Annotated in this window: 26 protein-coding genes and 2 pseudogenes; 17 read left to right on the top strand and 11 right to left on the bottom strand. The window is 64.4% G+C overall.

Features of this window, described 5'->3' with window-relative positions; genetic code table 11:
- Window positions 1-197: 197 nt before the first annotated feature.
- From IAE24_RS17045 to IAE24_RS17035, 3 genes are all read left to right on the top strand, one after another.
- Window positions 198-1019, top strand: a complete 822-nt coding sequence (locus IAE24_RS17045) for a hypothetical protein (RefSeq protein WP_199960630.1) — start codon at window positions 198-200, stop codon at window positions 1017-1019.
- A 180-nt stretch (window positions 1020-1199) separates the two neighbouring features.
- On the top strand, window positions 1200-2417 hold the full coding sequence (locus IAE24_RS17040) for a hypothetical protein (protein WP_230355429.1): 1218 nt from the start codon (window positions 1200-1202) through the stop codon (window positions 2415-2417).
- On the top strand, window positions 2414-4612 hold the full coding sequence (locus IAE24_RS17035; protein ID WP_199960631.1) for an AAA family ATPase: 2199 nt from the start codon (window positions 2414-2416) through the stop codon (window positions 4610-4612). Before IAE24_RS17040 ends, IAE24_RS17035 begins: the two co-directional genes overlap by 4 nt.
- A 69-nt stretch (window positions 4613-4681) precedes the next feature.
- Here IAE24_RS17035 and IAE24_RS17030 read toward each other — a convergent pair whose 3' ends face one another.
- The gene (locus IAE24_RS17030) at window positions 4682-4996 is read right to left on the bottom strand and encodes a hypothetical protein (RefSeq protein ID WP_199960632.1); all 315 of its coding nucleotides are present in this window, start codon (window positions 4994-4996) and stop codon (window positions 4682-4684) included.
- Window positions 4997-5219: 223 nt separating this feature from the next.
- Window positions 5220-5534, bottom strand: coding sequence for a hypothetical protein (locus IAE24_RS17025; RefSeq protein WP_199960633.1), 315 nt, complete (start codon window positions 5532-5534; stop codon window positions 5220-5222).
- Window positions 5535-5569: 35 nt separating this feature from the next.
- On the opposite strand from IAE24_RS17025, the gene IAE24_RS17020 reads away from it, so the two are divergent.
- The 9 genes and pseudogenes from IAE24_RS17020 to IAE24_RS16985 all read left to right on the top strand — a co-directional run bounded on the left by IAE24_RS17020 (window position 5570) and on the right by IAE24_RS16985 (window position 12177).
- Window positions 5570-5872: a hypothetical protein gene (locus tag IAE24_RS17020; protein ID WP_199960634.1), complete on the top strand. Its 303-nt coding sequence runs from the start codon at window positions 5570-5572 to the stop codon at window positions 5870-5872.
- Window positions 5869-6942 carry a replication initiation factor domain-containing protein gene (locus IAE24_RS17015; RefSeq protein WP_199960635.1) on the top strand — a complete coding sequence of 358 codons (1074 nt, stop codon included), beginning with the start codon at window positions 5869-5871 and terminating at the stop codon, window positions 6940-6942. Before IAE24_RS17020 ends, IAE24_RS17015 begins: the two co-directional genes overlap by 4 nt.
- Window positions 6939-7268 (top strand): single-stranded DNA-binding protein, encoded by a 330-nt coding sequence (locus IAE24_RS17010; protein WP_199960636.1) that lies wholly within the window; start codon window positions 6939-6941, stop codon window positions 7266-7268. The genes IAE24_RS17015 and IAE24_RS17010 overlap by 4 nt, the downstream gene beginning before the upstream one ends.
- A 5-nt stretch (window positions 7269-7273) precedes the next feature.
- The gene (locus tag IAE24_RS17005) at window positions 7274-7444 is read left to right on the top strand and encodes a hypothetical protein (protein ID WP_199960637.1); all 171 of its coding nucleotides are present in this window, start codon (window positions 7274-7276) and stop codon (window positions 7442-7444) included.
- A 401-nt stretch (window positions 7445-7845) separates the two neighbouring features.
- Window positions 7846-8073 carry a hypothetical protein gene (locus IAE24_RS17000; protein ID WP_199960638.1) on the top strand — a complete coding sequence of 76 codons (228 nt, stop codon included), beginning with the start codon at window positions 7846-7848 and terminating at the stop codon, window positions 8071-8073.
- A 2-nt stretch (window positions 8074-8075) separates the two neighbouring features.
- Window positions 8076-9467 (top strand): hypothetical protein, encoded by a 1392-nt coding sequence (locus IAE24_RS16995; protein ID WP_199960688.1) that lies wholly within the window; start codon window positions 8076-8078, stop codon window positions 9465-9467.
- Between the two features lies 1 nt (window position 9468).
- Window positions 9469-9765: pseudogene (locus IAE24_RS30720) on the top strand (DUF5455 family protein); the annotation flags it as partial.
- Between the two features lie 37 nt (window positions 9766-9802).
- Window positions 9803-10687, top strand: coding sequence for a zonular occludens toxin domain-containing protein (locus IAE24_RS16990; protein WP_199960639.1), 885 nt, complete (start codon window positions 9803-9805; stop codon window positions 10685-10687).
- A 1079-nt stretch (window positions 10688-11766) separates the two neighbouring features.
- Entirely contained in the window at window positions 11767-12177 is a 411-nt protein-coding gene (locus tag IAE24_RS16985) for a hypothetical protein (protein ID WP_199960640.1), read from the top strand.
- Between the two features lies 1 nt (window position 12178).
- Here IAE24_RS16985 and IAE24_RS16980 read toward each other — a convergent pair whose 3' ends face one another.
- The 3 genes from IAE24_RS16980 to IAE24_RS16970 all read right to left on the bottom strand — a co-directional run bounded on the left by IAE24_RS16980 (window position 12179) and on the right by IAE24_RS16970 (window position 16392).
- Window positions 12179-12535 (bottom strand): hypothetical protein, encoded by a 357-nt coding sequence (locus IAE24_RS16980; protein ID WP_199960641.1) that lies wholly within the window; start codon window positions 12533-12535, stop codon window positions 12179-12181.
- Window positions 12536-13812: 1277 nt separating this feature from the next.
- Window positions 13813-15096 carry a bifunctional glutamate N-acetyltransferase/amino-acid acetyltransferase ArgJ gene (gene argJ, locus IAE24_RS16975; protein WP_199960642.1) on the bottom strand — a complete coding sequence of 428 codons (1284 nt, stop codon included), beginning with the start codon at window positions 15094-15096 and terminating at the stop codon, window positions 13813-13815.
- Window positions 15097-15534: 438 nt separating this feature from the next.
- Complete coding sequence (locus IAE24_RS16970) at window positions 15535-16392, bottom strand: MFS transporter (protein ID WP_325100543.1); 858 nt, start codon at window positions 16390-16392, stop codon at window positions 15535-15537.
- Window positions 16393-16557: 165 nt separating this feature from the next.
- Here IAE24_RS16970 and IAE24_RS16965 point away from each other — a divergent pair.
- From IAE24_RS16965 to IAE24_RS16950, 4 genes and pseudogenes are all read left to right on the top strand, one after another.
- Window positions 16558-16683: pseudogene (locus IAE24_RS16965) on the top strand (IS3-like element ISAav4 family transposase); the annotation flags it as partial.
- A gap of 403 nt (window positions 16684-17086) precedes the next feature.
- Window positions 17087-17659, top strand: coding sequence for a DUF3455 domain-containing protein (locus IAE24_RS16960; RefSeq protein WP_199960643.1), 573 nt, complete (start codon window positions 17087-17089; stop codon window positions 17657-17659).
- Window positions 17660-17724: 65 nt separating this feature from the next.
- Window positions 17725-18303, top strand: a complete 579-nt coding sequence (locus IAE24_RS16955; protein ID WP_088164730.1) for a sigma-70 family RNA polymerase sigma factor — start codon at window positions 17725-17727, stop codon at window positions 18301-18303.
- Complete coding sequence (locus IAE24_RS16950; RefSeq protein WP_192366869.1) at window positions 18300-19046, top strand: anti-sigma factor; 747 nt, start codon at window positions 18300-18302, stop codon at window positions 19044-19046. The genes IAE24_RS16955 and IAE24_RS16950 overlap by 4 nt, the downstream gene beginning before the upstream one ends.
- Window positions 19047-19146: 100 nt before the next feature.
- On the opposite strand, the gene IAE24_RS16945 is transcribed toward IAE24_RS16950, so the two are convergent.
- Window positions 19147-20325 (bottom strand): porin, encoded by a 1179-nt coding sequence (locus IAE24_RS16945; RefSeq protein WP_199960644.1) that lies wholly within the window; start codon window positions 20323-20325, stop codon window positions 19147-19149.
- A gap of 116 nt (window positions 20326-20441) precedes the next feature.
- Entirely contained in the window at window positions 20442-20894 is a 453-nt protein-coding gene (locus IAE24_RS16940) for a nuclear transport factor 2 family protein (protein WP_199960645.1), read from the bottom strand.
- 168 nt (window positions 20895-21062) lie between these two features.
- On the opposite strand from IAE24_RS16940, the gene IAE24_RS16935 reads away from it, so the two are divergent.
- Window positions 21063-22343, top strand: a complete 1281-nt coding sequence (locus tag IAE24_RS16935) for a LysR family transcriptional regulator (protein ID WP_199960646.1) — start codon at window positions 21063-21065, stop codon at window positions 22341-22343.
- Window positions 22344-22361: 18 nt separating this feature from the next.
- Here IAE24_RS16935 and IAE24_RS16930 read toward each other — a convergent pair whose 3' ends face one another.
- The 4 genes from IAE24_RS16930 to IAE24_RS16915 are packed head-to-tail and all read right to left on the bottom strand — an operon-like array spanning window position 22362 to window position 25758.
- Window positions 22362-23081, bottom strand: a complete 720-nt coding sequence (locus tag IAE24_RS16930) for an alpha/beta fold hydrolase (RefSeq protein WP_199960647.1) — start codon at window positions 23079-23081, stop codon at window positions 22362-22364.
- Window positions 23078-23950, bottom strand: a complete 873-nt coding sequence (locus IAE24_RS16925) for a class III extradiol dioxygenase subunit beta (protein WP_096916341.1) — start codon at window positions 23948-23950, stop codon at window positions 23078-23080. The genes IAE24_RS16930 and IAE24_RS16925 overlap by 4 nt, the downstream gene beginning before the upstream one ends.
- The gene (gene ligA, locus IAE24_RS16920; RefSeq protein WP_199960648.1) at window positions 23950-24357 is read right to left on the bottom strand and encodes a protocatechuate 4,5-dioxygenase subunit alpha; all 408 of its coding nucleotides are present in this window, start codon (window positions 24355-24357) and stop codon (window positions 23950-23952) included. The genes IAE24_RS16925 and ligA overlap by 1 nt, the downstream gene beginning before the upstream one ends.
- A 60-nt stretch (window positions 24358-24417) precedes the next feature.
- On the bottom strand, window positions 24418-25758 hold the full coding sequence (locus IAE24_RS16915; protein ID WP_199960649.1) for an MFS transporter: 1341 nt from the start codon (window positions 25756-25758) through the stop codon (window positions 24418-24420).
- Window positions 25759-25906 lie beyond the last annotated feature (148 nt).

Raw genomic sequence — 25906 nt, 5'->3', positions numbered from 1 at the left:
GGGTTGGCGGTATGGGCGCTGCGGGCAATTGCCGCAGTCTAGGGCGGCGCCGCAGCGCCTGCATCCCGCTTCTTGCAGTGGACAGAATGTCAACCGGTGGAAGCGCCTGCCAGCCGCGTGCTGGACAGGCCTGGGAGGGCCGGCTGGCGGCTGCAATTGAACAATCGCGGCATTCCTGCAAACGCCTCAGGCCCGCCATGTCCAGCAACGTCCATCACCTCTATCTTTTCTTCGATACGCCCCTGCAGCTGCGCCGCGTGCAACTGATCTACCAGTACCTGGCCCGGCAGTCCTGGGAGCAGGCCGAGCGCTGGATCCATGAGCTGGACCCCGCCCTGGACCGGTCCGCGCTGTGGGATGACGACTGGGCCAATGCCAGCGCCCTGGGCCATCCCCAGCACCTGGAGCTGGGCTTTGACACCCGCACCACGGCCGGCATGCCCTGGCGATTGCTGGAGACGCTGTTCCAGCACGGGCTGCAGGCGGCGGTGCTGCATGTCTTCTACGACCAGGTGGGCGAGAGCGAGCGCTACCACTTCGATGCCGGCCAGTGGGTCAGCCACCATGCCTGGCTGTCCCGTTACCCGGAGCGCCAGGTGCTGGTCGATACGGATGGCGAGGTCTATCCGCAGCCCGGCCAGGAAGAGGGCGCCGACGGCACCGCCCTCACCAATCCGGCCCAGCCCATGACCATCACCCGGTTGCGCGAGCGGGACCAGGAGCGTGACCGCCAGGCCCAGGAATCCGTGCAGGCCCTGCTGGACACCATGGCCAGCCTGCGCAAGAGCGGCGTGTCGCCCGTGCAGGGCATCGTGGGGCTGTTCATGCTGCGGGCCGGCTTTCGCGGGCTGTGCGAGGCCGTGGCCTTCACCGTGATTGCGGCCCTGGCCTTCAGAGGCAAGGGACTGTGGCTCTGGCTGGCTTTGGGATTGGTGCTGGCGGTGGTGCTGCCTCTGTACCGCATGGCCGGCGCGCGACGGGAGTTTGCGGGGCAGGGTGGCGGCGATGCCGCATCCTGAGACAATCCGCGCTTGGCAAAATGAAACAAATTGCACAACACCAGCTGAATCCCAGGAGAGGGTGAACAGGATGAGGATACGGACCATGGCCCCGGCAGGGTGGATCTGCGCCAGCAGGCGCTGTTTTCCTGAGCGGAGCCGTCGCTGATGCAGCCCACCGCCATTGAACAGGGTGCTGCCGTGGCACCAGGCGTTCACGAGGATTTCGGCCATTTGCTGGGGCTGTACATGCGCCGCATCCGCGCCAGCGCCTCGGGCGTGGCCACCGAGATCGGGCTGAGCCGGGAAGCCGTCAACAACTGGAGGAATGGGGTTTCCCTGCCCAATCCGCGCTCGCGCGACCGGCTGGCCGCCTGCGCCCAGTACCTGCGCCTGACGGAGGCGGAGACCAATCGCCTGTTCTCCGCCGCTGGCTTTGCCACGGAGTTTCCGCTGCAGGCCGCCGCCGCCGGCGCCCAGCCTTTTGCAGGCTTCATGGACCGGCTTTTCGCCCAGTTGGCCCAGGCCCGGCCCTATGCCATCACCATGCTGCTGTCGCCCGCGCACTGGGGGCAGCCCCCGTTTCGCCAGGAACTGCTGCTGCGCGCCCGCGCCCAGTATGGCGCCGAGGCGGTGTTGCACATCCAGCCGCCCTACAGCGTGAGCACGGCTGCGGCCGACTACTTTGCGGCCCTGGGTCGGCAATGCGGGCTGGGCGAAGTGGGCTCGGACTACGAATTCGAGGCCCTGCTGGAAAAGCGCCTGCTGGCCGGCGGCCGGCTGTTCTGCCTGGTCAGCCGCTTCGAGCAGGGCACGGCGCAGCTGCGCGAGACACTGGCCGGCATTCTGCGCAGCCTCAGCGAAATGCACAGCGGCCGCCTGCACCTGCTGCTGTGCGGCAGCGAGGCCCTGGCCGACCTCAAGTACCGCAGCGGTGACCTGTCGCTGCTCAACATCGGCCAGGTGGCCCACTGGCCCGATCCCACGCTGGAAGACCTGGCCCTGATGGCGCGCCAGCGCTGGCCCGGCACGGCCTGGCCGGCCGAGGTCATCGAGGCATTGCAGGCGCTGACGGGCGGTCATCCCGCGCTTTTCGAGGAAGCGCTGCAATGGCTGGTGGAGCAGGGCGTGGGCGTCGCTTCCGTGCACTCGCCCCTGCTGCGCGCCCATCTGGTGGCCAGCGCGCGCCTGTGGCAGACCTTGCTGCCCCTGGCGCAGGAACCTGCCACGCGCGAGCAACTGCGCGGGCTGGTGGATGCGGCATCGCTGGGCCGTGCACGCCCCTATCTGCAGGATGCCGTGCTGCGGCGCCTGTTCTGGGGCAATCTGCTGCAGGTGCGCGGAGCAGGTGAGGGCGCCCATCTGCACTGGCGCTGCGACATTGCCCGCGAAGCCGCCGTGGCGGTGCTGCAGGCATGAGCGGCCTGGGCCGGCTTGTGCAACTGCCCAGATCCTGGTGGCGCGCCGCGCTGCTCGCCTTGGTCACGCTGTTCATCGGCACGGCCATCCTGCTGCCCCGCTACAACCCCGTCACCCGCAGCAGCCTGCAGGGCGCGGAAAGCTCGGGCCGGGTCTGGAACGAAATCATCCTGTGGCGCCTGGCCCTGATGGACTATGTGCGCCAGCATGAAAGCTGGCCGCAGGACCTGGCCAGCGTGGCGCCGGACATTGCCGAACCGCGCGTGCGCATGAGCTCGCCCAGTCCATTCGTGCTGCAGGCGGACGTGGCGCGCGACAGCCAGATGGGCGTGCTCGCCGGAACCCAGGTCCTGCTGCAACTGGACAGGCAACGCTGGGACTGGAGCTGCCAGGGCGGCCTGCCTCCGACTCCGCCGCGCTACCTGCCGCTGAACTGCAGCCCCTCGCCGGGCCAGCCCGAGCATGAACCCTTTGGATGGCTGCGCAGCGTCATCTGGACCAGCGCACTGGTCTTTGGCTGCCTGGCCCTGCTGTGGCTGGTGCGCCATCCGCTGATAGGCCCGGCACAGCTCAAGCCCGAGCGCCTGCGCCGCAAGCCCTACCAGCATCTGCCCCAGCTGGACCGGCTGCTGCGGCTCACCGGCCGCCGTTCCGCCGTCCTGCGCGCTGCAGGCATACGCCCGCCGGACTGGCAGCGGGCCCTGCGCCTTGCCGGCGCAAGCCCAGGCGCCCGCGTGCGGGCCCTGGCCGAACGCCTGTCCGCCGTCTGCAAACCGGCGCAAGGCGAGTGGCCCGTGCCCGGCGACATGTTCGAGTGGACGCTGCCGCCCGAGCTGCCCATCGCCCTGGGTCGCTGCCTGGTCTATGCGCCCCCGGCGGAGCTGGAAGAGGGCGAGCTCGTGCGCCAGCTGCGCCTGCTGCAAACCGGCGGCGATGTGGTGCTCATCGTGAGCCCGCACCATCCCCAGTCGCCCATGCCGCTGCTGCAGCGCCATGCCCAGGACCGCGCCAACCTGCACGTGCTGCTGGACAGCCCGGGACAGACCGAATGGCTGCTGGGCGGCGCTCCAGACCAGGTGCTGCTGCGGCTGCTGGCCACGCAGTTGCAGGTCACGCGCATATCGCCCTACCAGACGCGCGGCGGCGTGACGCGCGAGGACGTTTTCTTTGGCCGCGAGCGCCTGCTGGCCCGCGTGCTCAACCGCGAACCGGCCAACTACCTGGTCGTGGGAGGACGCCAGCTCGGCAAAAGCAGCCTGCTCAAGGCCGTGCAGCGGCGGCTGCAGGAGCATCCGGCCATCGCCTGCCACTACATCTCGCTGCGCGACCACCGCCTCACGCCGCGTCTGGCCACGCAGTTCGGCCTTCCCGTGGAAACACCGCTGGAGGCCATCATTGAACACCTGCAAAAGCAGTCGCAGGGCAGGCGGCTGTACCTGCTGATCGACGAGGCCGACCTGTTCTTCCGCGACGAAGCCCGCAATGGCTACCCCCAGCTCAGCGCCTTGCGTGCGCTGAGCGAGGAGGGCCGTTGCTGGTTCATGCTGGCGGGATTCTGGGATCTGTACGCGGCAGCGCTGCTCGACTACCAGTCGCCGCTGCGCAACTTCGGCGAAATCCTGGCCATTGGCGGATTGGAGCCAGCGGCATGCCACGCCCTGGCCACCGAACCGCTGCGAAGGCTGCGCCTGGGCTTTGCCAACGACGCTCTGGCCGAGCGGCTGATAGAGGCCAGCGGCAGGCGCGCCAACCTGGTCGCCATCCTCTGCCAGGAATGCCTGGAAGCCCTGGGACCCGACGAACGCGTCATCGAAGAACGCCACCTGCGCCAGGCCATGGCATCCCAGCCCGTGCAGGACGCGCTGGTGGGATGGGGCCGCTTGAGCACCGACGAACAGGCCTGCCGCCTGGACCGCATCGCCGTCTATCACACAGCCCAGCAAGGACAGACCAGCCTGACCGCACTCGACGCCCTGGTCCAGTCCCACGGCGCCACCGGCCAGGCCCAGGCCCTGCGCCGGTCCCTGGCGCGCCTGCAACTGGCCTACGTCCTGCGCCGCGATGAAACCCACGGCGTGCACGATGCAAGCTACGTCTTCACCATTCCGCTGCTGCAGCGCCAGTTCGAGCCACAGGAAACCGCGCTTTTGCTGAAGCAGGAGCTTGAAGGCCTGGAAACCGTCTTGAACAGCTGAAAACGAAGCAGGCAAGGCACTGGAGGAGTGCCTTGCCTTGGTTTTCAGGCTGTTATCTGCGTTTGTGATTTAACATAATATACAGACCACCCGGGCCGCAGCGCTCCCGACGGCGCCAAGGGTGAGGGCGCCGCCGACCAGAAATCTGCGCACCATGCGCGATTTGCACGCACTCTCGCGCTCTCCTTCCAGGGCCGCGATGACCATCCATTTTTGAGCATCTTCCCCCAGCTCTTCGGCCAGTGCCCCAGCTATCGCAGGGCTCAGGTGCTCGCGTACTTTGGCCGTGGCGAGCGTGGTTCGTGCGAGTTTGAGGCGCTGGGTCCAGTAGGGCGCGGGTTGCTGCTTGAGGGCCTTTTCCAGCAATTCGAACGTCGTTTGCATGTGCTCTCCCGTGGCTTGATGACTACAAATTGCAGTCATTATCCAAGACCATTGACTGCAATGTGCAGTCAGAGGCACAGTCCAGCTTCATGACTGCATGTTGCAGTCGCATACAGGAGCCGGCATGCCCCCCTTGCACATCGAAAGTCCATCCCCTGCCGAACAAAGGGCATCGGCTGCTTGCTTGCCGGCTCCAGCCGCCGGGCAGGGGGTGGGCACCAGGTCAAGGATCAATCTTGATTCGGGGAATCGATTTGTAGCGACGTTCTTCGCGCTGCCGCTCACTCTCTTCAGCAGAGATGCCGGTGAGCGGCTGCAACGCCTTATCAACGTTGCGCCACATTTGGCGCGTCGTGGCCTCATTGCCCACGCGTTTGTGACCACTCATGCTATGGGCCCCCTCGGTTGGCCGCACATCAACGACTGCTCCGCCCTTACAGGGCTCGTCGCTGTACGCGTTTCCGCATCGATAAACAGTTTGGGCGGATACGCCGGCTCCGACATATATGAGCACGGCCAGCACGGTTCTTTGCAGCATTGCGACTCTCCTTTCCCTATCTTGGGGAGTGTCGCATGAGGCTTGTCGCCAAGCACGTTCAGGTGGGCTACCAGACTCCGGGCCAGCGCCCTGGCTGCCGCAATTGCGCGCACTTCGAAGTCACGCGCCATGACTCGCCAGTGATCGCCGCCCGCACGGCATGCACGCTGCATGGCCTGGAGGTCACCAGCGGCGGCATCTGCCACAGCCACAAGCTGCAGCGTCAGGCGGACGAGTCGCAACTGGCGTTCCAGCGCCGCCAGTTTGACCTCCTCTCCTCGTTTCAGCTTGAGGACGACGCCTGTCCCTCTCCCCAAGCTGGGGAGCTTCGCGCATGACCATCGCATTGATCGACTCCCCCTCATCCGCACGGGGTGCAAGCTGGCGTCTGCGCTCCGTTGGCGCGGTAGCGCCTTCCGCCCGTGCTGTAACACGGGTGGAAAGTTCTTCCACCACGTCCACTTCGGAATCCCCTGATTCGCGCTCGCGCGCCGCAAAGATCGACTGGCTCAACGCCACGTTCGACCAGCCCGCTATCAGCGTTCACGGGCTAATCAGCTTCGTCGGCCAGCTCATGGGCCGGCCACTGACCGCCGAGCTCGACGGCGGATTGTTCGGCTTCACGGAACGCCACAGAGTCACCGCACGCCTGGACGATGGCGCCAAGGTTGAGATTGGCTCCATCGCCTTGGGCGGCGAGTCTCAAAAAGGCCGCTGGCTGCTGCAGCTCAACGGCAAGGGCTGCGGCCTGGTCACGGATTGGGCCAGCCTGCAGGAGCTGCTCGAAGGCCTGAACGCGACGATCAGCCGCGTTGACCTGGCAGTGGATTTCCTCGACGGCGAATACACCGTCGATGACGCATTGACGCTCTGGGATCAGGGCGCATTCATCAATCGTGGGCGCAACCCTGAGCTGGACACGCAGGGCGCTTGGCACGAATCAGGCACGAAGGGACGCACGATGTACGTGGGCAAGCTCAAGAACGGCAAGACGCTGTGTGTCTACGAGAAGGGCCGGCAGCTCAACATGCCGGACAGTGACTGGACCCGCTACGAGGTCCGCCTCGGCAACCGCGACCGCGTGATCCCCCTGGACGTGCTCACGAACCCGGACAAGTACTTCACGGGCGCATACCCAGCCCTGGCCCACATGCTCGAAGCCGCGGCCGAGGAAATCCCGACAGCGCGCGAAGAGGTCAAGGGCAGCTTGGCCCATGGCCTGCACCACCTACAGCGCTGCTACGGCAAATACATCCATCAGGCCATAGAAACCACCAGTTGCAGCATCGCTGAGCTGGTCGAGGAAGTGCGCGTGGTGGGCATCCCCAAGAAGGTTGAACCTTCCGGCGTTGTTGCCGGACTCGCATGGCCCGAGCTGCAGGCCCAGATGGAGCGATTGAAATCATGAATGCACCGATAGCGCAAGCCGCAACCCCAACTCAGGGAAAACTCAACGTCATGCAGGTGGTCGTGCGCGGCCGCATCGACGCATCGCGCAAGCACGACAAGACCCGCTACACGCGGATCGTGACGCCCGCCCCAGACCCCTACAGCCGGCCTCAGACGGTCGAAATCCGCAGCAAGCAGTCTCTGGGTTCCCAGGGTGACGAAATCACTGTGGTGGCCCAGCTGGGCGGCTTCACGCGCAAGCCGTTCCGCAGCACGAACCAAGAGACTGGCGAGACGGTCATGGTCACGCCGGTGGACCTCACGCTGGATGCGATCGAGGCCTGATCCTGATGGACCAGCAACACGCGCAAGACCTGCTGCGCGCGCTCAGCGAAGTCTCGCTGCTGCTTGGCCTGGCCGGTGGGGTCGTCGGCGCCATGGCCTACGAACTCGCCCGCAGTCTCTGCGATCGCTGGTTCGCACGGCGCGACGCTCCTGCAGATCATCAACCGCAGCGGTAGGGGCTTCCGGTCTGCCTGCGCAGCGGGCGGGCCGGATGCCCCGGCCGCAAGGAGGACACACATGTTTTTCGCACTTGTTTTCGTATTTCTGGCCGCAGGCACTGCATCCGAGGCGATGTATCAAGCGCCCGCGCCCGACTGGGCAGATTCCATGCAACGCGATCTCCGTGGCGGCTGACATGGACCCCGATCTGCAGATTGCCGCCTGCCTGTTTTTCGCCTTCGTGCTGGGCTACCGGCAGGGCAGGAGCGGCTGATATGGCGCTGTTTCTCACGGGCCTGTGTGCCTGCTACTTCGCTGGATACAAGTTCGGCGTCTTGGTCTCCTGGATCACCAAATTGGGCAATTCCGCCTGATGCGAACCGGCGCTATCCGGTGCTTTCGAAGAGAGGAAATGAGCATGAAAGAAGCTCTGAAAAACCGCCTGGCAGTCCTCGCTGTCCTGGCCATGTCGGCCCCTGCCGCGTTCGCGCAGTCCACTACTCCCGAAGCCGCTATCGGCGACGCCCAGGACAAAATCCTGGCGATCATCGCAGTCGCTGGCCTGGGCTTCATCACTGTCGCTTTGGCCTCGGTGGGCTGGACTGTCGGCGCCAAGTTCATCAAGCGCATCGGCGGCAAGGCTTGATGATGGCCGCGCGTCTCGCTCTGTGGCTTGTCGCGCGGTCGCATCTGCTGCGGGCACTCGCGGGCATCTTGCTTGCGGTGCCTGTTTTTTCTGCGCATGCCGACTTTGGCCGGCCCGCTACCTACTACTTCAATGGCAGTCCGTACCCGACTGCGCAAGCTGCGTGCCTGGCGTACGACCCCAGCTATACCAGGCCCGCAGGCGTCGAGCCGCGCGTTACTGCTGATCGCGTTGTCAACACGACTGTCTGCCTCACTGAAATCGGTTCGGCTTTTCCGGCAAGCGTCAATTCCGTCTGCGAAGACATCCCCAATCGTCAGCGTCCGAATCGCACTCCGGGGCCCATCGCATTTGGCGCTGTGACCCTGGGCGCAGATGTTTGCAACTACGCAGGCACGGATCCGGGCAGTGGCAGCACAGACCAGTGCGAGGCCAATGACGGCAAGCTCACTACGGCCAATTACACGCTCGGCTGGGCGCGCGGCTCCGAGGTCGATAAGGACGACTACATCGGCGCCCTCAAATTCCCCGACACACAGAAGGCGGCTTGCGTCAACGGCTGCCGCGCTAGCTTTGCGGAGAATCAGACGGGCGATGCGTACCGCTCTCAGACTCCGACAACGCAGGGCCTCTACCGCATCTCGTCCGACTACACGATGGTGGGGGGCAACATCCCATGCACGGCGGGCCCCGAAGATGCCCCGTTTGACCCCAAGACGCCCAACATGCAATGTCCTGGCTACGTTGGTGAGGTCAACGGCAAGACGGTCTGTGTGGGCAACGCAGACAAGCCCATCCCGCCCGCCGAAAAGCCCGGCGTGAAAGACAAGACGGGCAAGGGCGAGGAAAAGGGCAACCCCAAAGCCGGTCAGAAACCCGGCAGCGGCGACGGCTCGGGCAACGGCGGCTCTGGCCGCACCCCGTCGACGGGCGATGGAGGCAACGGTGGCGGGCCTGTAGGTGCTGTCGGCGGTGGTGGCGGCACGGGTGGAGAAGGCGAGGGCGAGGGCGACAAAGACAAAAAGGGTTGCGGCCTGCCTGGGCAGCCCAAATGCGCCATCGACGAGACCGGCACCCCCGACGGCAAGTCCGCTTACGGTGAGCTCAACGGCAAGCTTGACGGCCTCGATGCTCAGCGCAAAACGGGCACAGACAAGATCACCGGCACGGGTGATAAGGACACGAGCTGGGGCACCAGCTGGTCATGGTTTCAGCACGGGCAATGCCGCCCGATCAGCCTTGGCACTCTGCCTATAGGTACTGGTGTGGAGATGCGCATCGACATCTGCCACATCGTGCCCTACACAAATTTGGTCCTTAACTTTTTGTGGGCCGTGGGCACATTCATCGCCGTCCTGGGCATGGTGTTTCGCGTGACGACAAAGGGGGATTGATATGCCATTGCTTGGTGGTCTGCTCGTCAATTTGTTCGCAGGTCTTGTCGCCGCGCTCGTCACTTACGTCTCTCGCAAGATTGCCTTTGGCATCGCGATGGTCACTCTGATGACTGGCCTGACAGCAGCGCTTTTTGTTGCGATGCGTGCTTCGCTGTCGTCGCTTACGGCGGCAATGGGGGAGGGTCCCCCTGAGCTCTTCATGATGTGCCTGCAGATGGCCATCCCGCCCATTGCCCCGGGCTGCCTGTCCACGTACATCACGATCTGGACCGCGTGCACTGTCTACACGTGGCAGCGCGATTTGCTGCATCTCTTCGCAAAGGCGGGATGCCATGGCTGTCTATGTTGTCCAGGGCAAGCTCGGCACAGGGAAGGGGAAATTTTGTGCGCTGAAAATGCGCGAGGCCATGCTACAGGGGCGTCGTGTTGCTACAAACTTCGATCTCTTCCTCGAGCATTTGCTGCCAGCTGGCAGCAGGACCACGGCCACGCGCGTGCCGGACAAGCCTACGGCTCAGGACCTTGCCGATATCGGCCCCGGCAACCCGGATCACCGGCACGATGAAGAGCTCAACGGCGTGCTTGTGCTCGACGAGCTCGGCTCCTGGCTCAACGCGCGCAGCTTCGCGGACCCTGAACGTGCCAAGCTGTTGGACTGGCTGATTCACGCGCGAAAACACGGCTGGGACGTCTACCTCATCGTCCAACACTTGGACATGATCGATAAGCAGGTCCGCATGGGTCTCGCCGAATATCAGGTGCGCTGCATCCGCGCCGACAAGATCAAAATCCCTATCGTGGGGACCTTTCTCGGCAAGCGTGGCCGACTGCCTAAGTTCCACATCGCAAACACGTCCATGACAGACGTTCCGGGCGTCACGATTGATCGTGAGTGGTTTCAGGGCAAAGACCTGCATGACGGCTACGACACGCTGCAGGTGTTCAGGGATTGGGCTCGCGATCCGAAAGACGCCCGCTTTGCGGCTGAGCTCTATGCAGGCCCTTACAGCTACTTAAGCCCCTGGCACGTCAAGGGCCGTCACGATCAGCCAGTCCAGCGCAGGTCCTGGCTCGCGCGCCTGCTGCGCATGTCCCCGCCTGAGCTCAAGTCGGCGCCTTTGCGCAAGCCTCAACTACCTGCGATTGCCCTCTGTTCTCAACTGCCGCCGGATGAGGCATGGGCACTCGCGCGCCGCTATCTCAAGGGGGTCTCATGATCTGGTTCTGGCTGCTGTGTGTCGCTGTGTGCCTGTGGGCCGCGGGCAAGCTCTACGACGATGGGAGCGGGCAATGATCCGTGCACATGCCCTCTGCTTCGTCCTACTGTCCGGCGCCTGTCTGGTGCGCGCGCAGGGCCTGCCTCCGGTGTCGTTGACACCTCCCGTAGCTGTGCCTCCAGTCGTCTCTGAGGTAATCCCACTGCCCGTGGTCCCGGGCGCCCCTGCTGCTGAGCTCCGGGTGCCAGGCGCGCAGGCCGTGGGCTGCATCAGTTCGCCTAAGCTGTGTAGCTGCTTCGATCAAGTGGGTGAGCATGTGGCTGTACCGCCCGGCCTGTGTGCCCAGCTCACTGATACCGGCGCTGAGCGACTGGCGGGCGGAGATCTGTCGCGTTTCGAGCCGCGCCCGGTCGAGCTCGTACCCGATCCTGTGTTCCCGGCGCCGCTGCCGCAGCACGGATTGCGCTATGCGCTCGATGTCGCTCGATCCATCGTCGGCCGTCGCTGAACGAGGATTTCGACGGGGAAAACGTAGTTTTTCACGTTGAAACCGCAGGGCGCAGCAGGGCACGGATATTTTGCCGAGAGGCGGGATCACAGGGTTTTGCGGGAGCGAGAGGATTTCGCAGGGGAGACTGGAACAGTCTTCACTGTGAAACCGCAGCGCGGAAGCTGGGCACTATCTCTGCACGGATAGCACGGGGGTATCGGGGGCGAAGCCCCTGATGTTCACCTTGTCCCGCGCGACGTACCCGGCGATGTGCTCACGATCTCCCCAGCGCGCCTGCGCGAGCTTCCTGATTTCGACCAGGTCGAACACTGCCGCATCGTTGCCTCCACGGTCGCGCCGGCTCAGGTCCGCGAAGCGCAGCGCCTGGACTCAGCGGGCCGCAAACCGCCGCCCTAAAAGACAACGGCTGTTGCGCGAAGCGCTCCTGCTGCTTGCAGCGTTGCTCTGGGATTTGCGGAGGAATGCAAAGCATTCATCTGTAAATCACAGAGTTACGCGAGCCCTTTCAGGTTCCACGGGCTGCTGGCTACACTCGTTGGTAGAAGAGGAGGGCGGTATGGCCAGGTATATGAACGAAAGCAATGAAAACTCGTTTTTCGTTGATGTGGTCAAGATTGCGCTGGGCGTTTTTATTGGCGGGCTATTGGCGGCCCTTGCATACGAGCAAATCTTGGCCTGGCGCATGAATGAGGCCCTGAAAGAAGTTCAGGCGCAGACCCAGCGAGCGACCGCACAAATGAAGCGATCACTGGAGCTTGCCGAGCAGCAAAGGCAGAGCGATCGAGAGGCGCAGGATGAGCAGAGGCGGCAAGCACTTGAGCAGGCTAGGCAGGAGCGCCTTCGACAAGAGCGCAAGAATGCTGCTTGGGAGCGCTTCTACCAGCCTCCAGAGGCCTGCAAGGTGGACTCTGCAACCATGCCATGTGTGAATGCATACATGGCGGCAAAGAAGCGATTCGAGCTGCAGTACAGGGACTGATTCAGCGGATTTTGAAAATGGGGCTGTTGGCAGCACCGGTTTGCGAGTTGGAAAGCTCCTGCCCCATTCTCAACAATTGCTTGACAAGTCGATCATTTTCACGCTTAAGGCTTTGCGCCAGTGCAAAGTACTGTGCGGCATGATTCGCGGCGGTCACGTCAGCAGTCCGCAGGCCCCATGTTGACTCCCAAAAAAGGGCAAGCATCACTGAACGTGGTGCTTGCCCCTGGGCTCTGTACCTGCGCAGCGTCGGCACAGACACGTCGATGAGCTTGGCTATTTCTTTTTCGCTGGCCTGGATGTTATCCAGCAGGCTATGCAGATGGGGCAGGCCAGCAGGTCGTGGTGATCTGAACATCGTTAAAAAGCCGCAGGGTATGCGGCTAGATGTTTGCTGGTCCTTGGAAAAGCGCTCTCGATCTAGGAGTGTATACGATTAAACATAATATACATCGTATCTATCAGTTGATCGCTAAAAAAAGTGAGCTTTAAAGAGACTCACATCGGTAGCATTCACCAACTATGCGGACGTTATGTTCAGAAGTTTCTTCGTTGACTCCAGCGCTACGCTTTCAGAACACCTGATGAGGATTGCGCTAACCACTCCAGACCAGGCTCCACCAGAACCACGCACGACAGACGGCCTTTGACATCGCCGCACGAGTACATCACGAACACGACGATGTTGGTCTGGTTGCACGGCTGCCCCCGTTTCGTTGAACTTGATCTCACGAGTGAAGCCTGCGGCTCCGTCCTGGAATGCGCCACGACCGGGGGCAAGTCGTCGAGCTCGTCGCTCAGGCTCCGAAACTCCGCAGCTACGCTCATATGGCGCTTCGTTGCCGCGGAAACAGGCGTGCGTGTCATGGCCGCCTCAGTGTGTATTGCGGCAGTTTCGGATGAAAGGATCTGGGCGGTAGGCGGTGCTGGAGGCTCTGGCGAAGCCGAGGCCTCGTCCAGGCCTGCGGCAGCTCCCGATGATTGCTCGTGCATCGCACCGCCCTCCTCCCTGGCCCGCGCCGGCTGCGGCGGCCGTGGGGCTTTCTTTGGTCGCATCGCCGGTTCCGCGTTCGGATTTCGCCGCAGGCCGCTTTGCCGCAGCAGGTGGTGCCCTGAATGCCGCTTCACCCATGACTGCCGCAAGCTTCAATTTCAGCTTGCTGGGCGCCTTGGGAGCAACTGCGGCTGCAGGCGCGCGAGCACTGGCTGATATTGCTGCAGCTTCGGGCGCATGGCCTGCCACATCCTCCTTGCCACCAGAACCTGCCGCGGGAATCTGCAGCTGCACGGCCTGCGGTGAGGCCCCGCCCTCCCCGGCCTCCTCCTTGCGTTTTTGCCGCAGGACCAATCTGCCTTGCATGGGTGCCGGATACTTGCTCTCGTGCGAAAACACCTTGTCCAACGGAAATCGCAGCATGGTCAGATCGTACTCATAACCTCCTCGATCTGCCGCAGCTTCGGACCCCACCCCCTGCACTGTCACATGCCAGATTGCCTGCCCGGTGGCCGGGTTCAGGTCGATGACGCCATATTCCTTTCAGACGTCTTTCAACGCGTATGCGCAGCTTGACAAAGCCCACAAAGAATCCGTGCCTCAACCCTGGCAATGCGGCCTTGCTGTCTGGAGAGGCGGTTCTAGCTGGTGTATTCAGCGTTGGTCTTCACGTAGTCGTAACTCAAATCGCAACCCCACGCCGTCCAGTTTTCGCTCCCTTCGCCGAGATCCACAGCAATGTCGATCTTCTTGCTTGCGTGCAAGTTTGCAGACAACTCCTGCAGTCGCAGTGGCACAGCCTCACCACGCGAGAACAGCGTGGCCCCATTCATGCGAATCACGACGCAGCGGGTATCTATGGGCCCGGTTTGCTGCTGACCAGGCTTTCCCAGTGCCATGGCGACGCGTCCCCAGTTCGGATCACTCCCAAACACTGCGGTCTTCACCAGCGGTGAGTTGACGATCAATTTGGCGACTTGGCGAGCGTTCTCGACCGACAATGCGCCCGTCACCTGTGCCTCGATCACTTTGGTGGCGCCTTCGGCTTGATAGACAATGTCGCGACTTAGTTTGAGCATCATGGCGCCGAGGGCGGCTTCAAAGTCGCGCAGCAGGTCTGGCGTCGCTGGCACTAGTGCTGTAGACAGCACAATCAGTGAGTCGCTAGTGCTGGTGTCTGTATCTACGCTGATGCTGTTAAAGGTGCGGTCACCCACGCGCACGAGCATCTCCCGCAGCAAGTCCGCGTCTATGGCAAGGTCCGTGAAAAAGTAGACCAGCATAGTCGCCATATTCGGCTCAGTCATGCCGGCACCCTTCGCCATGGCTGCGACATTCACGCCACTGAAGCATAGAGAGCAAACCTTAGGCCGTTTATCGGTGGTTAGGATAGCTTGCGCTGTTTCCGGTATCAAACCAGGTTGGAGTGAGGCCACGGCCTTTTCCACTCCCGCTTCTACAACTGGCATGGGTAGCTGAACGCCGATCACTCCGGTGCAGGAGATGAGCACATCTTGCGTCGTAGCGCCCACACCGCCTGCGACGATGTCACAAATGCGCATTGCATCCGCCCGATCAGTAGGCGTGAAGGCGTTGGCGTTCTTACTAAGCACAATCAATGCCTGCGCCTGTCCATCGGCCAAGTGTGTGCGGTCGATGTGTACAGCAGGGCTCGCGCTGCGATTCTTAGTGAAGATACCTGCGCCGACTCCCGGCTTGTCCATCGCCACCAAGCAGGTATCGTAGGTATCGGGATATTTGATGCCAGCCTTGACCGCCGCGCTTCGGAGGCCTCTTGGTTGACACGCTAAGTCACTTTGAACAGCTATCAACTTTCCTTCTGTGATCGACGCGATCTGATAAATAGTGGCATCAGGATCGCCGTCTGCAGGCAGCTCTACCACTACATGCTCAAAAATTTGCATGATCCATTCCTTTCATTATTTCGATTTGGCAGGTATGTGATTTCAGTCTGGACGCCGTCCCTTTGAAGCGCGTTTCGTCTTGACTGTTGCGTGACAGCCAGTCGAGTACGACCTGTATTTCCGTGTTGTGATGCTGTCGAGTGGTTATGGCACGGGGCGCTCGGCTTGCTTCGTTTCAATTGGACTAAGCTCGGGCAGTCGTCGTAACGATGAAACTGCGGACCCAAGTACGACTGTCGCCTGCAAAGCGAAGCCTACCAAGGCGGCCAGCAGGCACGCCCCCTCACTCCAACGTGCCCCGATCAACCCGCCCAGTGCGGCGCCCACCGGGCGCGCTCCGGCATTGACGGTCAGGAACACAGCAGACACGCGCCCGAGCATGGCATCCGGCGTCATGCTCTGGCGCAGCGTGGTCGTAGTGATCGTCCACACGATCGGTCAGGCCCCCAGCAGGAAGAAACACATGCCCGCCAGGAAAATGCTGGGCGCGACTAGCGTTGCAGCCAGGCTTGCGGCAGCCAGCACGCCGGCGACTGGCCCAACCTGGATCGCTCGTCCCAACGGCAGCCGATTCACAATCTGGATCGTTGTCAACGCACCCACTATCATTCCCACACCGTACAGAGCCATTGTGGTTCCCACGGCGACAGCATTCAGCCCCAACGTGCGAATGGCATAGGGCACATACGCAGCTTGGAGGATGAACCACGAGAGATTGAAGATCACCCCGGTCACTATGATCGGGCGCAGTATCGTGTTGCGCCAGACGAAGGCTGCGCCCTCGGCGACCTCGCGTAGCGGGTGCCTGCGCGATACCGGCGCTACCGCAGGGGGGGGCGTTACGCGCGACAGTAAACCGATGGCGAACACTGACATCATGGCCGCCAGAACAAATGCTGCCGAAGCGCCCGCCCAAGAAACCAGCGCGCCGGCAACCGCCGGGCCGGCAGCGAAGGCGGCGCTTCGAGCCAGTTCCAGGCGGGCGTTGGTGTTCGCCAGCGATGCTCGCGGAACCAACGAAGAGACTAATCCGGGCACCGCCACACCAAACCCTACTGTGCCAACTGCACCGAGAAATCCTAAAACCATTCGGTCTGCCAGGACACCCAGCGGCAGCGCAAGCAAGAGAAACGGCAAAGTCTGCACGGCGGTCAGTAGACCGATCTCCGCTGTACCAGCCCCCAGGACCAGCACGGCCACGAGCGGCGCTGCTGCGAGGCTCAATTGTTCGGCCGATTGGGCAGCCAAATTGGACCATGCCAAAGGTGGAAATGTGCGGGGGAATCGTGGCTGCATAAGTGCTCTCGTTGCTTGACGGGAGCAGTTTCGCGAATATGGATGACTCGCGCCTCCCGTTTCTTGCACTCATGTTCAACGGTGCGAGAGGGACAGCCAGCATCGCACGGTGGGGAGCGGAGGCACTGATTGTTTGCAGGCTTTGTTGTGTTCAAGGCGCCGCAAATGTCCAAAGTCAGGCCGCCGTATCCGGTGCAGTTCAGGCAGCAGATGGTCGAGTTGGTACGTGCCGAACGCACGCCTGCCGAACTCTCACGCGAATTCAACGTCACCGCGCAGTCCATCACCAACTAGGTCGGTCAAGCCGCCATAGTGACCAGGGCAGCCAAGGCGTATTCAACCGGTTGTCGCAACACCGGGTTGTTGAACGGATTTTAGGTAGTCATTCAGCATCTCAGCCGGTGTCTTCCAGCCCAGAGTTTTATGCGGCCTGTTGTTCAAGGTCCGGGCCACAGCTTGAGCAAGCACGTCTACGCCTGGTATGACAGCGGCTCCTCCAGCCACTCGCCCGCCGATGGGCGCGGCGTCTATGCCCGCATGAATCTGCACGTCTGATGGAGTCTGGCGCTGGCATTTCTCGAAAATATTTTTTGCATGGGGTGCATCCAAACGATGCGATGGCGGGTAGTACCAGCAGCAGCCCAAAAAAAGGCGCTGCTTCAGTCCCCTTCACAAAACTGTTTGGAGAATTGCAATGTTGACCTCTCGTTCCGCATCCCGCACCGCCGCCGTTTCTTTCGCTGTAGCCACAGCGGCCCTGCTCGCTGCCTGTGGCTCGATGCACAAGCCGGCCAGCACTTTCTCCCAGGCATCGCTGCCCGCACCCATCCAGGTTCCTGCAGGGAACAAGGTCGCGTGGGAAACCGTCGGCAGCGGTGACATCACCTACGAGTGCCGCGACAAGGCCAACGCGCCTGGCCAGACGGAATGGGTCTTTGTGGGACCCGATGCTGTGCTGAAGGACCGCATGGGCACACAAGTGGGCCGCTACTACGGTCCCCCTGCAACCTGGGAGGCCAACGACGGCTCCAAACTCACCGCCACCCAGCTGGCTGTGGCGCCGTCCGGCGCAGGCAATCTGCCTTACCAGCTGGTGAAGGCAAACCCAGCCATGGGCAGCGGCGCGCTGGAGGGTGTGAGCTACATCCAGCGCGTGGCGCTCCAGGGCGGAGTGGCGCCGGCTGACAAGCCCTGCATGGCTGCCAACAAGGGCCAGAAGACCACCGTGAAGTACCAGGCCGACTACATCTTCTGGAAGCCCATGTAAGAGCCGGCAGCGGCGCGGATACACTGGACGAAGGATTTCCCGCAACGCCCCCTTCGCTCCATTTCGTGCCGCCCGCTGTCTCCCAGAACAACGAAGCTTTCGACCATGACGCAGCATTGCATGCATGTGCACGCGGCGAACGCGATGCTTTGCAGCGGATTTATGAGGCCGAGGCGCGCTTTCTCCTCGGCGTGGCACTGCGCATCGTCCGCGATCGCGCCGCTGCGGAAGACGTGCTTCACGATGCGTTTGTCTCCATCTGGAACCGCTCATCCACCTTCGACGGCAATCGCGGAAGTGGTCGAGGGTGGATCTACAGCGTGGTGCGGCACGCCGCCCTCAACCGTGTACGGGATGGCGCACGCGAAACCGTGCTGGATGAAACTGCCCATGAAGCGCATGACGCCCAGGCCGCACTTTCGGCCTGGAAGGAAGGCGGCAGTGAATGGGAGCGGCAGGCGACGCTGGGTCGTCTTGGCGATTGCCTCGACCGGCTGGAGCCCGAGCGCCGCGCCTGCCTGTTGCACGCCTACGTGGACGGCTGCAGCCACAGCGAAATTGCGGCGCGTGTGCAGGCGCCGCTTGGTACGGTCAAGGCCTGGGTTCAACGCGGACTGCGTGCCCTGAGAGAGTGCATGCAATGAGCGGCGACACCCACCCCAATCCCTCAGAGTCGACGGATGGCGGCTCCCCGGACGATCTCCAGATGCAGGCTGGCGAGTACGTGTTGGGCACCCTCAATGCAGCCCAGCGCCGCTCCATCGAATCCCGTCTGCCCTACGAGCCTGCGTTGCGCACGGCCGTGCAGGCATGGGAGCAACGGCTCCTGCCGCTGGTTCAGCTGGCTCCCCCCATCGAGCCCTCCGCAACGCTGTGGCAGCGCATCGCGGCCAGCGTCAAGCCGGCCAGGCCAGCGGTCCGCGCACAGCGTGGTGCCTGGTGGCACTGGGATAGCCTCGCCCTTTGGCGCGGCTTGGCGGGTGGCGGCTTTGCAGCTGCAGCACTGCTCGCGGCTGTGCTGGTGGTGCGAGAGGCATCACCGCCGGCTGCACCGCGCTACTTCGTCGTGCTGGCCGCGCCGCAGAATCAGGCCCCCGGGTGGGTGGTCCAGGCCCAGTCTGAAGGCCGTCTGCGCCTTTTGCCACTGGGCAAGGATGCCATTCCGGCGGAAAAATCCCTGCAGTTCTGGACCAAGGCCGACGGCTGGAAAGCGCCGGTGTCACTGGGCCTGGTCAAACCGGGCGAAGCCATCGAAGTGCCGGTAGACCAGTTGCCGCCTCTGCAGCCGAATCAGCTTTTCGAGCTCACCCTGGAGCCAGAAGGCGGCTCCCCGAGCGGACGCCCGACAGGGCCCATTCAGTTCATCGGCCGCGCTGTACAGATCTAGAGCGTGGCTTGCACTTTCAAGTGCCCGCGCGTTGGCTCTTCGCGCTGGTGATCACACGTTCCAGGCGTCGCATTGGACGCGGCCGGCCTGGCCTTCGGTTTCAGAACGAGTGGCGCAGGCCCAGCATCAGGCCGGTCTGCGATGCGCCCGCCAGCGGGCTGCCGCCGGCTGCGGCCGAGCTGACCGAGATGGCCAGGCGCTGTCCGTTGTCAATGCGCGCGGCCTGGGCATAGACCGCCGTGCGCTTGGAGAACCTGTAGGTGGCGCGCAGGGCCAGCAGGGTGGAGCGGTCGCCGCCCTGGGCATAGCGCAGTTGCTGCAGCTGACCATCGACCACGACGGCGGCGCTGGGGGACCAGGACAGGCCGCCCCATGCCAGGGTGCTGCGCGGCGTGGCGCCGTTGCTGGCCGAGGCCACCTGGGCCGCGTCGTTGTCGCGGCGCATGAGACCGGCGCCCAGCTTGATGGTGGGTGACAGCGCGGCATAGCCGTTGAGCATGATGCGGCGGTCCTTCAGGTCCGAGCGCGTCAGCCCTGCAAATGCGCCGGCGCCGCCGCGCATGTCGTCCACGGCCAGCGCAAAGCCCCAGGGCGCGGTGTCGTACTTCAGCATGGCGGACCATTGGCGGCAGGCCTGCCTGTCCGTGGCCGATTCGCCGGCGCAGTTGGTGCCGGCCGGGCTGGGGCCGGCGTTGACGGCATCGCGTCCCAGGCTGTAGGCCGCACCCAGGCTCCAGGCGCCGAAGCGCCCCCGGTAGGCCAGGGAGTTGTCGGTGCGCGTGTTGGGGATGTAGCTGTCCAGGCTGCTCAGACCGAAGGCGTTGGGACCCAGCAGGTCGGCGTCGAACAGCGCCCAGTACAGCATGGTGTAGTTGCGCCCCAGCGAGACGCTGCCCCAGCCGCCGGCCAGTCCCACCCAGGCCTGGCGCCCGAAACCCCGCCCGCCCTGGTTGAAGGTGCCGGCATCCGGGCCGAAGCCTGACTCCAGCGCAAAGACGGCGCTCAGGCCGCCGCCCAGATCCTCGCTGCCGCGCAGCCCCCAGCGCGACGGTGCCGTTCCCGTGAGGCCGGGCATGCGCGTCAGCGATCCGCCGCCTTGCACATTCGTCAGGTGCTCGATCCCGGTGTCCAGATGGCCGTACAGCGTCACGGATGCGCCGGCCTGGGCCTGGGCGCCGCCTGCTGCTGCCAGCATGGCGAGCGGGGCGAGGCGGCCCAGACAAGCCCGCAGTGGGCGCTTGGCTGAGGGTTGGGGAATGCTCTTGAGAGTGCGTTTCATGCTTTTGTCTCCTGTTGTTGTCGTTGCGGAATCGGCACGCCGCAACGCTGCGTCTTGGGAAAGGCGAGAGTGGTGGGCGCGGGGAAATGGGAAAAAGCGGCTGGGCGCCCTGCGCTTCAGGTGACCGGGAGGTCCCGGTACATGACGAAGCGCGCCACGCGGCGCGTGATCAGCCAATGGCCTTCGGGACTGCGGCCAAAGGCGTCATCGAACTCGCCTACGAGCTGGCGCGGCTGAGCCGGTCGGCCGTGCGGCGTGATGGCATCGGCCTCGTTGCAGGACCACAGCAGCACCTGGCTGCGCGCGCTGGCGCGGTCCGGGCCTTGCAGTTCCACCAGCGTGTTGGTGACTAGATGCCGGGTCATGCGGCCCGCAGGACGCCGGGAGTACGCGGCGGCGATGGCCGTGCGCCCGCCCAGTACCTCGCCGCCGGGCCGTTGCAGCTGGCCGTCTTGGGCAAACAGCTGCGCCAGGGCCTGGGCATCACCAGCATCCGCAAAGGCAGCAGCGCGCAGCACCAGGTCCAGGCAGGCCTGGCGGGCCAGCAGCCGGTCGATTTCATGGTTCATGTTTCTTGTCTCCCCGGAATTCGCAGCCTGCGATGGGCTGTCTTGATCAGGCCCCAAGCATTCCACGCCGGCATCGATCCGGCCAATGCCGGAGCCCCGGCCATCAATGCGTTTTTCTTATGGGACAATCAAAAAACGGTTTTCCAACGTGCCGTTCAGCGCCTTTCCATGAACCTTTACCTTGCCCCCTGGACCGGCCCGGCCACCAGCAATCCCTCGCGTTTTCCCGAGTTGGCAGGCCATTTGCGGGCCATGCGCGCCATGCTGGGCGTGGTGCGCCACGGCAGCACCACGCGGGCCGCCCAGGCTATGCATCTTTCTCAGCCGGCCGTGGCGCGCTCGGTGCTGCAGCTGGAAGAGGCATGTGGCCTGCCGCTGTTCATGCGGGGGGCGCGCGGCATGATGCCGACCCCGCTGGGCAGCCAGCTGGCCGGCCGCATCGAGGCCATGCTCCAACATCTGGGCAGCGGCGCGGCCGACGCCCAGGCCGCCGCCACGCTGGCGGCCAGGCGCCCTCCCCTGCCCGAGCGTTTTGCCGAGACCGTGCCTGCGGGCCAGCTGCGCGCCCTCATGGCCATTGCGGACTGCGGCAGCGAATCCCTGGCCGCGCAGTGGCTGGGCCTGACGCAGCCCGCCGTGCATGCGGCGCTGCAGGGGCTGGAAACCAGTCTGGGCATGCAGCTGTTCTACAAGCTGGCCTTCGGCACGCGGCTGACGCCTTCCGGCGAAGCGCTGCTGCGCCGTGTCAAGCTGGCCCTGGCCGAGGTACGCGGCATGGACAGCGATATTTCCGCCTGGCGCGGCGAGATCCGGGGGCGCGTGGTGGTCGGCGTGCTGCCGCTGTCGGTGGGAATCTTCCTGCCGCGCGCGGTCGACAGCCTGGCCGCCAGCCACCCGGACATCGAGGTCAGCATCGTGGACGGCACCTACGAGAGCCTGGTGCAGCACCTGCTGAGCGCCGACATCGACGCCATCGCCGGCGCCCTGCGCGCCGACATGCCCTCCGATGAGGTACGCCAGTTGCACCTGTTCGACGATGACCTGGTCGTGGTGGCACCGGCCGGCCATGCCTGCCTGGACCGCTGCCAGCTGGTTCTGGAGGACTTGCGGCAATGGCCCTGGGTGTCGCCCCTGCCCGGCACGCCGGCCGATCGCGCCATGGTCCAGCTGTTCCGCAGCCAGGGCCTGGAGCCGCCGCGCGCCAGCCTGCGCGCCAGCAGCCCGACCATGACGCTGGCCTTGGTGCTGCAGACGGGCCGGCTGGCCCTGGCCTCGCGCGGACAGGCCCTGCAGGATGACCACGGCGGCCAGTTGTCCATCGTGCCCGTGGACCTGCCTTCCACACGCAGGCGCATCGGGCTGGCCACGCGTGCGCTGAGCACGGCATCGCAGGACCTGGAGCTGTTCATGCAGGCCTGCCGGCGGGCCGTGGGCGATCTGCCGGCCTAGCCTGAGCGCAGCGCTTGCTCAGCGCCCCATCCACTCGAGCAGTGCCCGCGACACCTGCTGCGGCTGCTCCATGGTGCTCATGTGGCCGCTGTCCTCGATCACCACCAGCTCGGCGCCCGGGCAAAGGGCCTGCATGCGCTCATGGCGTGACAGCGGGCTCCAGGCATCCTGGCGACCGCAGGCCAGCAGGGTCGGGCAGCGCAGTTGCCGGAGCACATCGCCCGCATCGGGGCGGTTCAGCAAGGCATTGATCTGCGCAGCAAACATCTCGGGCGTGAAGCGCGCCACCATGTCGAGCACCTCGCCAAACAGTGGCGTATCAAGCCGGTCGGGATGCACCATGCCGCGCGCCCATTGCAGGCCCATCTCGCGCATGCCGCTGTGCCGGGCGATCTGCAAGAGCGCCATGCGCTTGGCGCGTTCGCTCTCGCCGGCCTCGCCCGGGGCGATGGGGTCCATGCCGGTGTCCAGCAAGGCCAGCCGCTCCACGCGCTGGGGAGCCATGCCGGCAATGGCCAGGGCCACGCGCCCGCCCATGGAATGGCCCGCCAGCGAAAACCGCTCGGCCGCCACGCAGTCCAGCACAAGGCGCGCCATGTCTTCGATGGTGGCCGCCGCGCCATAGGACGGAACAATGCACTCGGCAGCACCGGCCAAGGACAGGGCCGCCTGCTGCTCGTGCCAGACCGTCTCGTCGCACAGCAGGCCCGGCAGAAGTACCACGCAAGGCCGGCTCATGCTGCGTTCTCCAGGATGAGGTGTCCGACGGCCGTGTTCGACGCGGGCACATGGTAGAAGCGGTGGTTGACCTTGGGCAGCGGCGCGGGGCCATCCACATCGGCCATGGCGCCGCGCGCGATCAGCCACATCACCAGCTCGATGCCTTCGGAGCCGGCCTCGCGCACGTAGTCGATATGCGGCATCTTGGCCAAACCGGCAGGGTTCTCGATCAGCAGGTCCAGGAAGCGGTTGTCCCACTCCTTGTTGATCAGGCCCGCACGCGCGCCCTGCAGCTGGTGGCTCATGCCGCCCGTGCCCCAGATCTGCACGTTCAGGTCTTCGTCGAAGCTTTCCACGGCGCGGCGGATGGCACGGCCCAGGTTGAAGCAGCGCTGGCCCGACGGCACAGGGTACTGCACCACGTTGACGGCAAACGGAATCACCGGGCAGGGCCAGGCGCCCGTGCGTGCGTCCTGCTGGCCGCACATCAGCGACAGCGGCACGGTCAGGCCGTGGTCCACGTCCATTTTGTTGACGATGGTGAGGTCGAAGTCCTGCTGTATCACCGACTGCGCGATGTGGCTGGCCAGCTCCGGATGGCCGACGACCTTGGGCACGGGGCGCGGGCCCCAGCCTTCGTCGGCGGGCTGGTATTCAGCGGCTGTGCCGATGGCAAACGTCGGGATGAAGTCCAGGCTGAACGCGGTCGCGTGGTCGTTGTAGACCAGGAAGATCACGTCGGGCTTGTTGTCCTTGAGCCATTGGCGCGAGTGCTCGAAGCCCTTGAACAAAGGCTGCCAATAGGGGTCGCCCGCCTTGCCCAGGTCCATGGCTGCGCCGATGGCGGGCACATGCGAGGTGTAGACGGATGCGGTGATGCGTGCCATCAGATGCCTTTTGCTTGCTGCGCCTGCTCATGCAGGTAGCGGTTTCCATTGATGCTGCGTCCGCCGCCCAGCATCATCTGGCGGTAGTCCTCCTCGTTCATGCCGCTCATGGTCGAGACCATGTTCTGCACGCTGACGCCGTCGGTGGCGCCGATCTTCACGAGGAAGTAGATGTTTCCGCCCAGCGCAATGCAGCGGTTCAGGTCGCGGTCCAGCACGGCCTGTCTTTGCTCGGCCGTCATGGCCCATTCGCCCAGATAGGCGCGCCCGTCAGCCCGAAAGCGCTCGCGGTTCTCGGCCTGCATCAGCGACATGCAGAACTGGTTGAGCCAGTAGCCCTTGCGGGATTGCTCGGCGTCGAAGACCGTGGTTCCCGGTACGTCGAGATAGGGTTTGTCCAATGCCATGGAAGTGTTTCTCCTGCGCTTGAGCGCTTGGGCGCGTGCTCACGGATAGGGGTTCAAGGATCAAGCACCAGGCGCTCGCAGCGCGCCACCCCCCGGCGCCAGGGCGCGGCCGGCGCCCGTGGCCCACACGGCCAGCGCAGCGGCAATCAGCGGCAAGGCAAAGACGTAGTACAGCGAGGCAGGCTGCCAACCGCCGTCCAGCAGCAGGCCAGCCATGGTGGGCGCCACGATGGCGCCTATGCGTCCAATGCCTATGGCCCAGCCCATGCCGGTGGCGCGCACCTGGGCCGGATAGGTGGCCGGCACCAACCCATACAGCCCGGCCATGGAGGCGAACAGGAACACGCCCACGCCCACCGCTGCGGCGAACGCCCAGCCCAGGCTGGCCGAGGCCAGGCCGAACAGCGCGGTGAACAAGGCATTCAGCAGCAGGCTGCCCATGGCCAGATGCCGCAGCTTGGCCTTCACCGCCAGCAGGCCGAACAGGCTGCCGCCGGCAATGCCGCCCAGGTTGAGCAGCACGCCGCCCGTCACGCCCTGCTGTGCCGACAGGCCGGCCTGCACCAGCAGCTTGGGCGTCCAGCTCAGGGAAAAGTAGACGCTGAACATCAGCAGGAAGAAGCCGGCCCAGAGCATGAGCGTGGGGCGCGCCAGGCCGTTCCTGAACAAGGCGGCCACGGTATTGCCCTGCTGGACGTCACTGCCGGCTTGCGCGGGCAGCTGCAGCATGGCGGGTTGCCCCATGAGTGCCATCAAGCGGTTGAGCTTTTCCAGCGCACGCGCCGGGCGACGGCCCATCAGGAAATCCACCGACTCCGGCAGGCGCCACAGCACGATGGGCACCATCAGCGCCGTGGCCAGGCCGCCGAACACAAAGACCGAGCGCCAACCATGGTGTGTCAGCAGCCAGGCGGCCATTAGTCCGCCCAGCGTGGCGCCAATCGGATAGCCCGTGGCCTGCAGCGCAATCGCCGTGCTGCGCCATTTGTTCGATGAATACTCAGAGGTGATTACCCCCACGCTGGCCAGCATGCCGCCAATGCCCACGCCCGTCATGGCGCGCAGGGCTGCCAGCTCGACATGGCTGCGCGCTGCCGCAGACAGCAGCATGCCCACGGACACCAGCACCAGGCACAGCACGATGATAGGTTGCCGGCCACGGCGGTCGGCCACGGGTGCCAGGAACAGCGAGCCCAGGGCCATGCCGATCAGACCGGCGCTGAACAGCACGCCCAGCTGCGCCCCGTTGAGCTTCCATTCGGCAGCGACGGCCGAGGCGGTGAAGGCCATCACCAGCACATCGAAGCCGTCCAGCATGATGAGCAGGGTGCAGATGGCCACGGCCAGCCACTGGAACGGCGCCATGGCGCCCTCGTCCATCGTCTTGCGGATATCTTTCATACAAGTCCTTGTCGGAGCAGGTTGTCTCTTTGCCCTGGCAGGCGCTTTGCGCCCAGGCCAGGTTCTTCTGTGGGAAAACTGGGGGACAGCCTGCGTTCGGAGCGCACAGCGCCGACATTCCCCAGTGCAAAAAGTATCTCCACGCCAG

Source organism: Delftia sp. S65 (assembly GCF_016516495.1).
GTDB lineage: Bacteria > Pseudomonadota > Gammaproteobacteria > Burkholderiales > Burkholderiaceae_C > Comamonas > Comamonas acidovorans.
This window is presented reverse-complemented; position numbering and strand designations above follow the sequence as displayed.